We start from the raw sequence: 12,481 nt of genomic DNA, 5'->3' as shown, positions 1-12,481 counted from the left end.
CCTCAGGAAGGAACCGCCCGATGACCACCATCCCCGCCCCCCTGGACGCCCGGCTCGTCACCGTCGAAGGGTCGGCGTACGGCCCGTACGTCGGCCTGCCGCTCTCCCCGCTCGCCGCGCCCAGTGAGCCGCTGCTGTTCACCCGCGCGACCGCCGAGCAGATCGTCAAGGACCTGCACACCTACGACGCCGAGTGCGGCATGACCGCCGCGTTCGCCAACGACGGCACCCTCACGTTCACGTGGACGGCCGAGTACGGCGGCCGGTTCGGCGCCGGGGCCGAGTCGTTCCGGCCGGACGCGCACGGCCGGTACGCCATCGGCGGCCTGTGGATGTGGTGCCGGTGGGAGGACTGCGTGTCTGAAGTGCCCTTCACCGCCGGGCAGTGCGCGTTCGCGGAAGGCGCGTTGCAGTACCGGCAGGCCGACGGCTCGGCTTCCCTCCCTGAAGGGCTGGACGCGTTGTACGCCCGGGGGCGCGAGGAAGCGAACCGCGTCTCGCTGCGCCCCTGCGGGCCCGTGCCGTTCGACATCGACCCGTGCCACACGCCGCTACGGGTCACCTTCCGCTCCGACGTCCGGCGGCCGGAGCCGCCCGCGCTCCCCGCCGGGGCAGACCGGGCCGCCGCCCGCGTCGTCTTCGCGCGCGACGTCCGGCCCGGTGACCTGATCATCGCGTCGTTTGCCCACTGGGGTACGACCTCGGCGCCGTCGGCACGGTCGTTCTACGTGCGGGAGCCGTACGTTGCCGACCCGGCGCCGTGGAGCCCGGACTGCGCGTGCTCGGAGTGCGGCATCGCCGCGTTCCTCCTCCCGGCACCGGCCGGACGCATCGTCCTCGCCCGCAACGCGGATGACGGGCTCTGCGAGGTCTGGAACACCGACGAGCCCGCCCTGATCATCCCCGCCGCGCTGCTGCTCCCCGTCTCCCCGTGAGGTCCCGCCGTGCCCCGGGCCGGCTGGCGGCCCGGGGCACGGCCCCCGCCCGAGAGGAACCCCCGACGTGAACCCCGCCGTTGTCCCCCAGCTCGACGCGCCGCACGCGACGTCCCGCCCGCTCGACGCCGACCGGACCGCGTACCTGCTGTGCAACGCCGACCGCCCGGCCGCCGCGGCCCCGGTCTCCGGCGCCCTGGTCCGCTCCCTGCTCGCCGCCGCCCACTTCTCCGGCGGAGCCGCCGCCCTGGAGCCGGACGACGGGACGGTCGTCCTGACGTACGGCCAGAGCGCGAGCAGCGTGCCCGGGTGGCTCGGTCCGGTGTTCCGGGCCGTGCCCTGCGACCGGCCGCCGCGCACCCCGTGCTGCGCCCGGTGCGGGCACTGGAAGGGCGAGCACGACAACCCGGCCGTGCCGACCGCTTGCCGCCGGTACCGGCTGAGCATCGGCCCGGCCCGGTTCGCGCTCCCCGAGCACCAGGGGGTCACGTACGCGTGGGTCCGCCGGATGGGCCGCACCCTCGTGCGGTTCGAGATCAGCGAGCCGGACGACCGGTTCCCCGGCGGGGCGCTGGCCGTTCACCGCCTGCCCGCGCCGGGCGACGGCCCGTACGCCTACTGCGCGCACTTCATGCCCATCCCGCCGGAGCAGCGCACCGCCGTGCTGAAGCGGGCCCGCGCCCGTGTCCACCCGCAGCCCTGCTGACCGCCCGCTCCCCTGCCCCCTGGAGGACGTTCCCATGCCCGGCCTGATCCTGCTCGCCCCCGGCGAGACCGCCCACCACACCACCGCGCACGGCCCGGTGAGCCTGAAGAAGTACGGGAGCAGCGGGCGGGAGTTCGTCCGCGCGGCCGTGCCCGCCCGGCACCCGGCCGGGGACGGGGCGACCCGCGCGGCCCTGGTGACGCTGCGCCCCGCTGCGTACCCGTTCGCCGGGGCGTGGCTGGCCGCCCTCGCCGAGCACGCCCCGGACCGGGCCGACTATGGGCGGCCGGACATGGCGCCCGGGTCGGTCCGGCTGCTGGCCCGGATGACCCGGACCCACGCCAACGGGGTGCCCCGGGCGTCGGACGGGTCGGTGGGGTGGAGCGTGCCGGGGGCGTCCGCCCGGGTGTGGCCGGACGGGCGGGTGGAGGTGCAGAACGCCGGCGGTGTGGTCCTGGCCGCACGGCTGGAGGGGTCGGGGTGGGATGCGTGGCAGGTGGCGGCCGTCGTGGACGCGGGCCTGCGGCTGCTGTGCGCGCCGGGGGCCAGGCACATGACCCGGACCTCGCAGCCGCAGGGGTGGGCGCAGTCGTCCCTGTGGGCGGGCCGGTCGTTCGACGGGGCGTCGGAGGCGGTCTGTTCGTGCGGGTGGCGGGCGATGGCCGCCTCACGGATGGGGGCGCGGGCCGATGCGGCTGAGCACCTTCGGGAACAGGGTGCGGAAGCCCCCTGTTGACCCGTCGTGGACATGGTGTACAGTTTTCCTTGTTGGGCGGCACGAGCAAGCCGGGCCAACGCCAACGCTCCAACTCAACTCAAGGGGACACCTATGTCCGTCAACCCCACCCCCGTCATCCTGGCCAAGCGGCCCGAAGGCTGGCAGGTCCTGTACTACGCCGAGTCGCCGCTCACCGGCGAGCAGTGGGCGGACCTGCCCGTTCACTCGGTCATCCGCACCGTCGACCTCCTCGCCGGACAGGACTGGGACGTCGTTGACGCCCGCCTGAAGGAGCAGGGCCTGAAGCGCTACGGGTTCCTGGGCCACGAGACCGACTCCGGCGACCCCGTCCCGGTCAGCGCCGGTCACGCCCTCCACCTGGCCCGCAAGCTGTGGGAGGAGGAAGGGCCGTACGCGGCCTGGTGGGACCTCCTCGCCAACGAGGCCGACGAACTCGAAGCGCTGTACGAGGAGTACGCCCCCACGCCGGACCAGAAGCGGGAGGCGTTCGAGTACGCCGTGGCCGCCGTGGCCAACCCCGCCCCGGCGATGACCTGGGCCGAGCTGCACGCCATCGCCACCGGCGACCTCTGACGGCCCCTGCGGGCGGGAGCGCGCGACCGAAGCCGCTCCCGCCCCGCATCCTCCCCAACCCACTTCCGGCGCCGTGCGCCCCTGCCGCGCTGCGCCCTGCTCGAATCGGAGAACACCGGTGTCCACCACCGTCTACGCCCCCTCGTTCGACAAGTCCGTCCGCGACCTCGCCGACCACCCGGTCATCAACACCCTGGCCGCCGAACTCCTCGCCGCCCCGCCCGAGGTGATCGGCGACATCACCACCGCCGACGGCCGCCCCACCTACGACTTCATCTCGGCCGCGAACGCCGAGTTCAACCAGCGGACCGGCGAGCACGGCCGGTTCATCGGAACCGTCGCGAACGCCATCCTGGCCCGCCGCACCGCGCTGCTCGACCAGGCGCAGGCCGAGGAGCGCGCGCTCCTGGCCGCCGCCCTCCCCGACGAGGTGTCCGAGGCACGGGCCGCCGACCTCGAAGCGCGCATGGCGATCAAGGACATGTGGGCGCACGGCTTCCCGCGCTGCCCGCTCACGAAGTACGCGACGTCCGCCGGGAACCTCGCCGACCGCCTTGCCGACGGTGGTGCCTGACCGTCGCCGCTCCAGGGCCCGGGGCCTGTGTCCGCCCCGGACGCAAGGCTCCGGGCCCGGATAGCCAGCACACCATGCCCAAGAACCTGAGCCCCGTCGCCGTAGTCCACAACGCCATCGCCGACTACCGCGCCATCAACGCCGGACACCGGGCGGCCCTGAGCAAGTACGCGGACGACGACGGCGACATCCGAGACGGCCAGATGGCCGACTACGACGAGGACCGCTTCACCTACGCCCTGGAGCAGAACGACACGCTGGAGTCCGTGATGGCCAACCTCACCGAGGTATTCGGCCTGCCCACCAACCAGCCGATCACCGTCCTCGGAGCATGGCACCAGCGGTTCGAGGTGACCCCGGGCCGGCTGGACGACACGGCCCGCGAGGCGTTCACCAACGGCCAGTGCCACGCCCTCGCCCTCGCCCTCAACGAGGTGACCGGCTGGCCCACCACGGCCCTGCTCACCTCCGACTGCTCCGGCCTCGACCGGATGTGCGCTGAAGATCCCGATGACGATTGCCCGTGCCGGATCGGCCACGTCGTCGTCACCCGGCCCGACGGCGCCCACGTCGACATCACAGGCGCCCACGCCCCCGGCCAGGTGCCGGACTTCCCCGGCGCCACGGCCGTCCCGATGACCGAAGCCCACTGGTCGGCGATCCGCTCGACGCCCACCTGGCGCGACGCGGACATGCACGCCGCGCGCACCTTCGTGAACCCGCTGCTCGCGTCCCTCGGCGACGCCCAGCCCGCTTCCTGACCTCCCCGCCCGGCCGCGCGCCGGGCGCACCACCCACACGGAGAACCCCATGCAGACACTGCTGCTCGGCCGCTGGGACCACGGCGGCAACCTCCTGATCGAGGAGTCCCACCAGATCGCGGACGACGACCAGGCCGCCATCGACGTCCGGGTGGACGCCCAGGACGACGACGACTCCATGGCCTGGGCCGACTCCTTCCCCACCGCCACCCACCGCGAGGCCATCGAAGCGGCCTACGAGGAGTACGTGCACGAGGAGCACGACGGCCGCAACGTCGGCGGCAGCCTCATCGACCAGTGCACCGGCCTCCGGCTCCGCAAGGACTGACGGCACGCCCCGCCGCCCGGCCCCGCGCCGGGCGGCCCGCCACCCGCAAGGAGACTCCCGTGGCCACCCTGCTCATCTGGACCGACGACGGCGAAACGCTCACGGTCATCGACTCCCACCAGGTCGAAGACGGCGACCAGGCCGCCATAGACGAACTGTTCGAGGACGCGGCCGAGCGCGACGGCGCCGACAACGCGTGCGCGTTCGACGTGGACCGGCACAGCGACGCCGTCCAGCGGACGTACGAGGAGTACGCCAGGCCGTTCGGTCTCGCGCTCGTGGACGACGTCGAGGGCCACCAGCCCACCACCTACTGACCCCGCGCGGGCCGTGCTCCCAGCCGGCCCGCGCCCCCGGAAGGACCCCCGTGAACCCGTACCCCGGCGACACCATCGAGGTCGGCGTGACCCGCACCGTGACCACCGTGGACACCCCGCCGCCCCCGCCCCGGCTGGAGGCCGCCGACTTCGCCGAGAAGGACACCGTCCTCGCGATGGTCGCGCACTGGAGCACCGACGAGCTGTACACCCTCGGGAACCTGCTGATGGGCGAGGGCGACCGGCGCGGTGTGCTGGAGCTCCTGGGCATCCTGCGCTGGCTGTGCGAGCCCAACCCCGCCCCCGCTGACCCCGCTGCGGACACCGCCGACCTCCCGGAGGAGTCGCCCGTGGTGAAGGTGGAGTTCGTCACCCAGGAGTACGAGGACGGCGTGTTCTGGAGCTCCGACACGATCTTCCTCCACCGCGCCAACGGGACCGTCGAGGACTACGAGTGGCCCGAGGACCACCTCCAGGACCCGGAGTGGGAGGCCAAGGCCACCCGGTACGAAGACCTGCTCGCCGACTACTCCCGATCCGACCACCCCGAGCACGGCGCCCACCTCATCGTGACCCTGGCCACCGGCGAGTTCACCGTCACCAGCAAGTGGTCGTCGGTCTGACCACCCCTCCCCGCCGCCGATCCGCTGCGCCCCGTACCGCTGCCGGGGTGTAGCGGATCGGCGCCGCACTCCGTCTACAGAGCACCACCACCCCACCGGAAGGGCCCCACATGAGCGTGACCAGCGCCATCTCGCCGCCGCACACCATCCACTACGTCTTCGACGTTGACGGCCGGAAGCCGCCGTTCGCCTACAGCTCCGGCCTGGCCGCCCGGCCCGGCCGCTTGTACGAACTCGCCACCACGGGCCTGCCGGGCCGCTGGGCGCAGGGCGTGATCAACAGCGCCGCCGATCAGCTGGTGAACGACGGGCTCGACCCAGGCGAGGGCCTGGAGCTGGACGCCGTTCTGCAAGGCGGCTACGTCGTCCGCCTCCGGCGCGCCAACGACACGACCCAGTGCACGCACGCCCGGCTGCTCGCCAGTCCCGACGTGCCCGTGTGGCAGATCCTCACCCCGGACAAGTGGGGGTTCTTCCCCGGGGACACCCACTACAGCGAGGACCCCGAAGCACAGCCCCTGATGTAGCCGCGCCCAGCCGCCCCCGCACCTCCCGCCGAAAGGACCCCGTGCACACTCCACGCCCCGCCGTCCGGCTGACCGCCGGCATCGTTGCCGCCCTCGCCGTGTTCACCGCGCTCCTGGCGCTGGCCCTGGTCTCCGACGCCGACGGGCACCCGGCCTGCCCGACGTCCCGCAGCGGAGCGCTCGACATCGTGCCCGCCGGGGTCCGGCCGTGCGTGCTCTACGGCCGCTCCCCTGCTGCCGTGGCTCCCGAGGGCGGGACAGCCCCGGGCGCCGCGCCCCGGCTGAATACGACGAACGACCGCAAGCAGCCGACGGCGCCGAAGGCCCCGGTCGCCCCGAAGACCCTCGCCCCGCCGAAGGCGCCCGCTCCGGCCGCGCCGCGGCCCCCGGCCCCGGCCGTCAAGGTCCGCTGACCCTCTGCACCATCCGTGCACTTCCACGCCCCGGACGGCCCACTCGCCGCCCGGGGCGTGCGCGTGTTGTCAGACCCCGGTGCCACAGTGTCCGCATGGCCCTGGACACCGCTTCGGTCCCCGAGGCCGGTACGGCGGCTCGCCTCGCGGCCGACCTGCGCCTGCCCGTGTGGAACGCGCTCGCCGACCGCGCCGACGCACTTCGCCGCGCACTGCCCCCGCGCCCGGAAGACCCGCCGGGCCGCTGGGAGTGGTGGCGCGCACTGAACCCCCGGCAGGCCCGGGACGCGGCGCTCCTGGACCGGCTCGATACCCTGTGCGGCCACCTCGCGGGACGACCCGGCCCCGGCTACCCCGTCGGCGATCCGCTGCCGGACGCGGCGCTTGAAGAGGCCGACGGGTTCACCAGCGGTGAGACAGCCGAGCGCATCGCCGAGTACCGGGCCCTCCGAGGGGACCGGCCACTCAGGCAGCGGCCACCAGCGCGGCCAGCATCAGCGCGGTGACGTGGGCGGCCTGGTCCACGAACGCGGCGCCGCCGCGCTGGGCGAAGTCCGCGCTGCCGGTGCGCTCCATCCACCACTGCACCGGCCACCGCCGGTCGATGAAGCCGTGTGAGAGCCCCACCCAGGCGAGCACCCCGGCCGCCGTGCCCGCGCTCAGGGGCAGGTCGAGCATCGAGGCGCCCGCACCGAGGGCCGCCGCCGACACGACGACGTGCGTACCGGCGTGGGAGACGTTGGCCCGCCAGCCGGCCGCGCTCCTCAGCGCCTTGAGCTCCGACTGGCGATCGGTCTGAAGGACGTAGTCGGAGAGTAGATGTGCGACGTACAGCAGGATGAACATCGTTGCGAACATGACGGACTGACCTCCTGGTTGAACGGCATGAAGAAGGCCCGCGCGCTGGGTGCCTTCACCTTGCTGCGCGCGGGCCGCTGGTTGTGCTCCTGAAGCCCGTAGCGGGCGTGAGACCGGTCTCCTTCACGTTGTTGAGGCTGGTGTGGCTCCTGGGGGGTGTTCGGCCCTCACGGCGCCGTCGGGGCCTCCCACAGGGTTCGTGCGACGCGGTCGACGCCCCGGGAGGTCCGGGGTCGGCTGGGGCAGTCCCAGCCCGGACGGGGCGGCCGGTGCGCGAGGACCTTCCAACCGGCGCCTCGCAGGCTCGCGCCGGTCTCCCCGGCCTGCGTGTACGTGATGAGCCGGGTGTAGCCGAGGGCCTTCGCCGCCCGCCAGGCCGCCCCGTAGAGCAGGCTGTTGGCGTTGGCCGTGCCGTCGGTGGCGGTCCGGGTGACCTCCAGGGTCTGGCCGTTGTCGAGCAGCCGGGCCACGGGGCGCCCCACCATGGCGACCGCGCGCAGCACACCCTCGCCGTCCGCTGCGCCGACGCAGAACACGGCCCCGGCCGGTGGCCGGTGGTGCCGGTGCCAGGTGGCCACGAAGTCCTTCGCGTCCTTCTGCCGTACGGGCACCACATGCAGTTTCGGGCTCTCCGCCGCTGTGCCGGAGTGCTGCTGGGACACGGTGTCCTCCACGCTGCGGGGGCGCCCTGCTGCGCCCCGAAGGCGGGGACCATGAGCCAGCCGGACCGTTACCGTCCCCGCCGCTGCCGGGTGAGCGGGCGCCGGTCGGCACCCCAGGACACAAAGCCGTGCGGGTGCCTACCTTCCGCGCCATGACGAACAGCTCTTCGCAGAAGCGTGGCCGCCCGACCCTCCTGAACCGCCGGATCATCAACCAGCTCGCGCACGCCGCGCAGGCCGGCAAGACCCGCGAGGAGATGGCCGCGCACATCGGGGTGTCGCTGAGCACCTTGCAGGGGTGGATCACGCAGGGCCGCAAGGCCCGGGAGGAGGTCCTCGCGCAAGGCGGACGGGCCGTCGAGCCCGCCGCGAACTGGACCGCGCTGCCCGTAGAGCAGCGGGCCCTGCACCTGGTCGTCGCGCTCGACGTCGCCGACCGCAAGCGCCGGGCGGTCGACGCGATCCTGTCCGACGAACAGCTGGAGCGGCACGTCCCGAAGGGCCGGAAGCCGATCGGCCGCCCGGCACTCCTGTCGCCCGCGCTGGTCGACGCCGTCGTCGGGCCGTGCGCGGCCGGCGACCTGGGCACGGCCGCGACCGCCGCCGGGGTGGACCGGCGCAGCGTCCAGCGCTGGCTCACCCGCGGCCGGACGGTCCACGCGGCCGGGCGCGCGACCACCGAGTACGAGCGACTGTGCGGCACCCTGTACGCCCGGGTCGAGGCGGCCAGCAACGGCACTGCGCCCGAGCCCACCAAGGAGCCTGCGACGGCCGAGCAGGAACCGGCCTCCCGGGGGACGACGGCCATCGTCTTGACCGAGGAGCGGGTGCAGCAGCTGGCCGGGGCGGTCGAGGGTGGGGCGACCCGGGTGGAGGCCGCTGCCCGCGCGGGCATCTCCTACCGGACCTTCGCGCGGTGGCTCGCCCTGGGCGCCGCCATCAGCACGGGCCGCGCGCCCGCCAGCGAGCACGAGCGGCTGTGCGGTGTGCTCCGGGTGAAGATCACCGCGGCCGACGACTCCGCGGCGGCTGCCGGCCCGGATGCTGCGCCCGGCCTCTTCGCCCTCGGCGGCACCGTCGACACTGAGGCGCTCGCCCGGAAGCTCAACGAGGGGTCCGTCTGCATCGTGCCGCCCACGGTGTCCGGCACCCCTGCCCGCGCCGCAGCCCGTACGACGTGGCGGTCGCTCCTCGGCCGCGTGCTCACCAACCGGTTCGCGTTCCGCGCGCTGCGGGCCTGACCTGCGCGTTTTAATCCCCATGCGCTGTAGCGCATGAGGGTTTCCCCGTGCGCTGTGCCGTACGTGGGAAATCCCCATGCGCTGTGGCGTACGTGGCCAGATGCGCTACAGCGCACTTGGCTCCGTGCGCTGTAGCGCACGGAAACAAGAAGAACCCAACACAGCAGAAGGAAGAAGACGAACAAGCCCGTGGACGTCCCCCTGGGGGGAAACCGCGGGCCTCGTCGTGGCTGGTGAACCTCGGCCGCCGAGGCGGCCTCGCCGGGACACAAGCTGCCGCGGCCAGCACCGTCATCCGTTCACACCCGCTCCAGGCCGGACGGCACCGCCCCGCGGCCCGCCCGGTACGCACGAACGGAGATGCCCACCATGAAGCCCACCGTCCTCAAGGCCCTCGAAGAGTGGAAGGAAGCCTGGGATGCCACCCAGGAGCGCGCGGTCAACGCGCTGTGCCTGGCGCTCCCTGGCCTTGGCGCGTCGAAGACGCCCGCCTACTGCTGCCCCCACACCCTGGTCATCGACAAGCCGAACATCCTCGGGGAGGGGAAGGTCTGCATTGACGACGACGGCCTGGCCACGATCGAGCTCACGGACGTGCCCAACGCCGTCATCGCCGAAGCTGTCGACGCGCTCTTCGGGATCGGCTGGTTCGACGGCGCCGACGGCCCCCTCGATGAAGCCGGGCCCGGCACCTACTACTACGACAGCGAGCAGCCGCGGGCCGAGTACGTGGTCAAGCTCGGCGAGAACGACGTCGGTTCGATCGGCGTCGACTGCCTGCCCATCGGCTGGGCCGGCGAACTCCTCGAAGCCCTGACCGCCGCCCGCGAGCGGCAGGAGCAGGAAGCCGCCGCCACCGGGTGACCAGCCGGCCCGGGACGGTAGCCCGGCCCGACGTGCATGTTCTCGTCCTCGCTCCCGCCGCTCCCCCGCGGCCGTCCCCCTGACGGCCCGGCGCCGGGAGCAGGACGGAGAACCCTGCCGTGGCCCCCCGACGCCGCACAGGCCCCACGGACACCGTCCGGCTGCTCGTCCACCAGCGCGACGGCGGCCGGTGCGTCCGGTGCGACAGCCCCCGTGACCTCACCATCCACCACCGCGTCAACCGGGGCATGGGCTCGTCCAGGGAGGAGTGGATCAACCAGCCCCACAACCTGCTCCTGGTCTGCACCACCTGCAACAGCTGGTTCGAGGACCACCCCCGCGAGTCCTACAGCTCCGGCTGGAAGGTCCGCCGCCCCATGCGGCCCGACGAGATGACCGTCATCTACCCCGGAGGCGCCGAGTACGTCCTCCGCGCCGACGGCACCCGCGCCCGGGTCATGCCGCCCCGGCGCACCTCCGCCCCGCACTCGCCTGCCGGAGGTGCCCGATGAAGGTCCGCATCATCCCCCTCACCTTCCGGTGGCACCTGGTGGCGTGGCGCGGCGGACCTCGGCTCGCCGTCGGGCCGGTGCGCACCCGCGAGGACGGCCGCAGCCGCACCATCGGCGCCACGTTGTCCCTGGGCCGCTTCACCGTCGGTCTGCTACGCCCGGCCCGCGCCGCCGGCCTGACCACGGACGAGCAGTGGTACCGCGACTTCGGCCGGTTCAGCATCGGCGGGTGGCGGACGACAGGCCGGAGCGTTCCGGTCAGCACCGGCTGGATGACCGACGGCGCTGGCGGCCGAGAGGGGGCGTCCATCACCGTCGCCTCCAGGTCCTTCTACGTGATGCGGATGTACCGCCGCGCCGAGTACCGGGCCTACCGCCGCGACCGCGCCATGCACGGCCCCTTCCTGTTCCCGTACAGCGGACGAGCACGGAAGAGGCGCCGCGGATGAACCCCACCACCACGCAGGCCCGCACTATCCCCCCTCGGGTCCGCTTCGACATCAGCCCGGCCCCGGCCGGGGAGGAACTGCTGCTCCTCGCGATTCGGGAGGCCGCGCGCACCAACCCCCGCCCAATGGACGTGGTGTACAGTTTTCGGAGAAGGATGCACGGCTAGGGGAGGCCCCTGCCACCAGCGCCCCCAGGGCGCGCGCCCGGAAACGGGAAACGCGATGAGCAGCACCGACTACGACAAGGTCCGCGCCGACGCCGCCGCCGAGGTGGAGAACGAGCTCCAGGGCATCAGCGACCCCTTCGAGCGGCGGGCCAAGGCCGAGGAACTGCGCGACCAGGCGAGCATGGAACTGTCCCTGCTCAAGCCCGAGCGCGACAAGCTCCTCGCCGCCGCGGCCCTGTACAGGTACAGCCGGGGCATGTACGCCCAGTTCGGCATCAAGTACATCCAGCTCAAGAGGATCACGGCCGCGGCGCTGGGCACCCTCGTGGACATCTACAACCCGCCGCCGTACCCCCTGGACCGGGTCAAGGCGGCGAAGGACGCGGGCCTGCCCAACCCCGACGACCTGATGGAGCAGGCGATCGACGCCGCGGTCCGCTACGAGGCTGCCGAAGCCCGCCGGGACACGGCCCTCGGCCACCTGGAGGCCGCGCACGAAGCCGTGCGCACCGCCGGCGGCCGGATGAAGGCCGACGCCGTGGAGCGCCCCGACTTCGAGCAGGTCCGCCAGGACGCCGTCGATGAGATCCGCAAGGAGTTCGCCACCCTCGCGGTCGCCCCCGACGAGCGCCTGCTCCTCGCGGCCCAGGCTGTCGACCAGGCCGAGGAGGAGGTCGCCGCACTCCTGCCCGAGCGCGACGAAGCCCTCCTCAGCCTCGCCTTCTACACCACCGCCCGCGGCATCTACGAGTCCGCCGGCATCAGCCGGACCGGCCTGGCCCGCGCCCAGCAGAAGGCCCTCGGGCTCCCCCGCGACGCCAAGATCCCCACCCGGGCCGAGCAGCCGGCCGCGGCCCGCGCCGCCGGGGTGAAGTACCTCAAGGACGCCGCGCAGGAACTCCCCGCGACCGCCAAGGCGTACGAAGGGGCCAAGGCCCGCCAGTCCGCGGCCATCGAGATCCGCGACGCCGTGCTGCCGGTCCTCGCCGCCGAGCCGTACAACTGGGGCGTCGACAAGCTCGCGGAGGCCATCGACCGGGACACGAAGATCGTGCGCAGGGTGCTCGACCCCGAGAAGTACCCCACGTACGTGCCGAAGGCCGCCCGGCCGTGAAGAATTCTTCCGTCAACCTGTAACGCCTGGGGGACTCACTCCGTCTATGGCGTTGAAGGGGCTACTCCACCCCTTCACGAGGTAGGTCAGCACCACCCCTCACCGGGGCGGCCCCACC

Annotated in this window: 19 protein-coding genes; 17 read left to right on the top strand and 2 right to left on the bottom strand. The window is 73.3% G+C overall.

Annotated elements, in window-relative coordinates:
• The 12 genes from EF903_RS18015 to EF903_RS17960 form a co-directional block, all read left to right on the top strand.
• Positions 1 to 935: hypothetical protein (locus tag EF903_RS18015; RefSeq protein WP_221888748.1), on the top strand; the 935-nt coding region annotated here is incomplete at its 5' end.
• Between the two features lie 67 nt (positions 936 to 1,002).
• A complete protein-coding gene (locus EF903_RS18010; protein WP_125544396.1) occupies positions 1,003 to 1,641 on the top strand; it encodes a hypothetical protein in 639 nt (212 codons plus the stop codon).
• A gap of 34 nt (positions 1,642 to 1,675) precedes the next feature.
• The gene (locus EF903_RS18005) at positions 1,676 to 2,377 is read left to right on the top strand and encodes a hypothetical protein (RefSeq protein WP_125544394.1); all 702 of its coding nucleotides are present in this window, start codon (positions 1,676 to 1,678) and stop codon (positions 2,375 to 2,377) included.
• A 93-nt stretch (positions 2,378 to 2,470) separates the two neighbouring features.
• Positions 2,471 to 2,953, top strand: coding sequence for a hypothetical protein (locus EF903_RS18000; RefSeq protein ID WP_125544392.1), 483 nt, complete (start codon positions 2,471 to 2,473; stop codon positions 2,951 to 2,953).
• Between the two features lie 118 nt (positions 2,954 to 3,071).
• Positions 3,072 to 3,527: a hypothetical protein gene (locus tag EF903_RS17995; RefSeq protein WP_125544390.1), complete on the top strand. Its 456-nt coding sequence runs from the start codon at positions 3,072 to 3,074 to the stop codon at positions 3,525 to 3,527.
• Between the two features lie 74 nt (positions 3,528 to 3,601).
• Positions 3,602 to 4,288: a hypothetical protein gene (locus EF903_RS17990; protein WP_125544388.1), complete on the top strand. Its 687-nt coding sequence runs from the start codon at positions 3,602 to 3,604 to the stop codon at positions 4,286 to 4,288.
• A gap of 49 nt (positions 4,289 to 4,337) precedes the next feature.
• The gene (locus tag EF903_RS17985; RefSeq protein ID WP_125544386.1) at positions 4,338 to 4,616 is read left to right on the top strand and encodes a hypothetical protein; all 279 of its coding nucleotides are present in this window, start codon (positions 4,338 to 4,340) and stop codon (positions 4,614 to 4,616) included.
• Positions 4,617 to 4,675: 59 nt separating this feature from the next.
• Entirely contained in the window at positions 4,676 to 4,933 is a 258-nt protein-coding gene (locus tag EF903_RS17980) for a hypothetical protein (RefSeq protein WP_125544384.1), read from the top strand.
• Positions 4,934 to 4,983: 50 nt separating this feature from the next.
• Positions 4,984 to 5,556 (top strand): hypothetical protein, encoded by a 573-nt coding sequence (locus EF903_RS17975; protein WP_125544382.1) that lies wholly within the window; start codon positions 4,984 to 4,986, stop codon positions 5,554 to 5,556.
• Between the two features lie 110 nt (positions 5,557 to 5,666).
• The gene (locus EF903_RS17970) at positions 5,667 to 6,083 is read left to right on the top strand and encodes a DUF4262 domain-containing protein (protein WP_125544380.1); all 417 of its coding nucleotides are present in this window, start codon (positions 5,667 to 5,669) and stop codon (positions 6,081 to 6,083) included.
• Between the two features lie 41 nt (positions 6,084 to 6,124).
• Positions 6,125 to 6,496: a hypothetical protein gene (locus EF903_RS17965; protein WP_125544378.1), complete on the top strand. Its 372-nt coding sequence runs from the start codon at positions 6,125 to 6,127 to the stop codon at positions 6,494 to 6,496.
• 95 nt (positions 6,497 to 6,591) lie between these two features.
• Positions 6,592 to 7,002 carry a hypothetical protein gene (locus tag EF903_RS17960; protein WP_125544376.1) on the top strand — a complete coding sequence of 137 codons (411 nt, stop codon included), beginning with the start codon at positions 6,592 to 6,594 and terminating at the stop codon, positions 7,000 to 7,002.
• On the opposite strand, the gene EF903_RS17955 is transcribed toward EF903_RS17960, so the two are convergent.
• On the bottom strand, positions 6,962 to 7,354 hold the full coding sequence (locus tag EF903_RS17955; protein WP_125544374.1) for a DUF3307 domain-containing protein: 393 nt from the start codon (positions 7,352 to 7,354) through the stop codon (positions 6,962 to 6,964). The genes EF903_RS17960 and EF903_RS17955 overlap by 41 nt on opposite strands.
• A gap of 167 nt (positions 7,355 to 7,521) precedes the next feature.
• Positions 7,522 to 8,016: an XF1762 family protein gene (locus EF903_RS17950; protein WP_260615525.1), complete on the bottom strand. Its 495-nt coding sequence runs from the start codon at positions 8,014 to 8,016 to the stop codon at positions 7,522 to 7,524.
• Positions 8,017 to 8,168: 152 nt separating this feature from the next.
• On the opposite strand from EF903_RS17950, the gene EF903_RS17945 reads away from it, so the two are divergent.
• From EF903_RS17945 to EF903_RS17925, 5 genes are all read left to right on the top strand, one after another.
• Positions 8,169 to 9,257, top strand: coding sequence for a hypothetical protein (locus EF903_RS17945; protein WP_125544372.1), 1,089 nt, complete (start codon positions 8,169 to 8,171; stop codon positions 9,255 to 9,257).
• Positions 9,258 to 9,626: 369 nt separating this feature from the next.
• On the top strand, positions 9,627 to 10,121 hold the full coding sequence (locus tag EF903_RS17940; protein WP_125544370.1) for a hypothetical protein: 495 nt from the start codon (positions 9,627 to 9,629) through the stop codon (positions 10,119 to 10,121).
• Positions 10,122 to 10,240: 119 nt separating this feature from the next.
• Positions 10,241 to 10,633: an HNH endonuclease gene (locus EF903_RS17935; protein WP_125544368.1), complete on the top strand. Its 393-nt coding sequence runs from the start codon at positions 10,241 to 10,243 to the stop codon at positions 10,631 to 10,633.
• On the top strand, positions 10,630 to 11,082 hold the full coding sequence (locus EF903_RS17930) for a hypothetical protein (RefSeq protein ID WP_125544366.1): 453 nt from the start codon (positions 10,630 to 10,632) through the stop codon (positions 11,080 to 11,082). Before EF903_RS17935 ends, EF903_RS17930 begins: the two co-directional genes overlap by 4 nt.
• Before the next feature lie 222 nt (positions 11,083 to 11,304).
• Entirely contained in the window at positions 11,305 to 12,363 is a 1,059-nt protein-coding gene (locus EF903_RS17925) for a hypothetical protein (protein ID WP_125544364.1), read from the top strand.
• The last annotated feature ends 118 nt before the right edge of the window (positions 12,364 to 12,481 follow it).

The organism is Streptomyces sp. WAC05292, assembly GCF_003949955.1.
GTDB classification, from domain to species: domain Bacteria; phylum Actinomycetota; class Actinomycetes; order Streptomycetales; family Streptomycetaceae; genus Streptomyces; species Streptomyces globosus.
This window is presented reverse-complemented; position numbering and strand designations above follow the sequence as displayed.

Coding starts and splice junctions, on each gene's coding strand:
- EF903_RS18005 (WP_125544394.1), top strand. CDS start 1,676: ATGCCCGGCCTGATCCTGCTCGCCCCCGGCGAGACCGCCCACCACACC.
- EF903_RS18000 (WP_125544392.1), top strand. CDS start 2,471: ATGTCCGTCAACCCCACCCCCGTCATCCTGGCCAAGCGGCCCGAAGGC.
- EF903_RS17990 (WP_125544388.1), top strand. CDS start 3,602: ATGCCCAAGAACCTGAGCCCCGTCGCCGTAGTCCACAACGCCATCGCC.
- EF903_RS17985 (WP_125544386.1), top strand. CDS start 4,338: ATGCAGACACTGCTGCTCGGCCGCTGGGACCACGGCGGCAACCTCCTG.
- EF903_RS17970 (WP_125544380.1), top strand. CDS start 5,667: ATGAGCGTGACCAGCGCCATCTCGCCGCCGCACACCATCCACTACGTC.
- EF903_RS17960 (WP_125544376.1), top strand. CDS start 6,592: ATGGCCCTGGACACCGCTTCGGTCCCCGAGGCCGGTACGGCGGCTCGC.
- EF903_RS17955 (WP_125544374.1), bottom strand. CDS start 7,354: ATGTTCGCAACGATGTTCATCCTGCTGTACGTCGCACATCTACTCTCC.
- EF903_RS17945 (WP_125544372.1), top strand. CDS start 8,169: ATGACGAACAGCTCTTCGCAGAAGCGTGGCCGCCCGACCCTCCTGAAC.
- EF903_RS17940 (WP_125544370.1), top strand. CDS start 9,627: ATGAAGCCCACCGTCCTCAAGGCCCTCGAAGAGTGGAAGGAAGCCTGG.
- EF903_RS17930 (WP_125544366.1), top strand. CDS start 10,630: ATGAAGGTCCGCATCATCCCCCTCACCTTCCGGTGGCACCTGGTGGCG.
- EF903_RS17925 (WP_125544364.1), top strand. CDS start 11,305: ATGAGCAGCACCGACTACGACAAGGTCCGCGCCGACGCCGCCGCCGAG.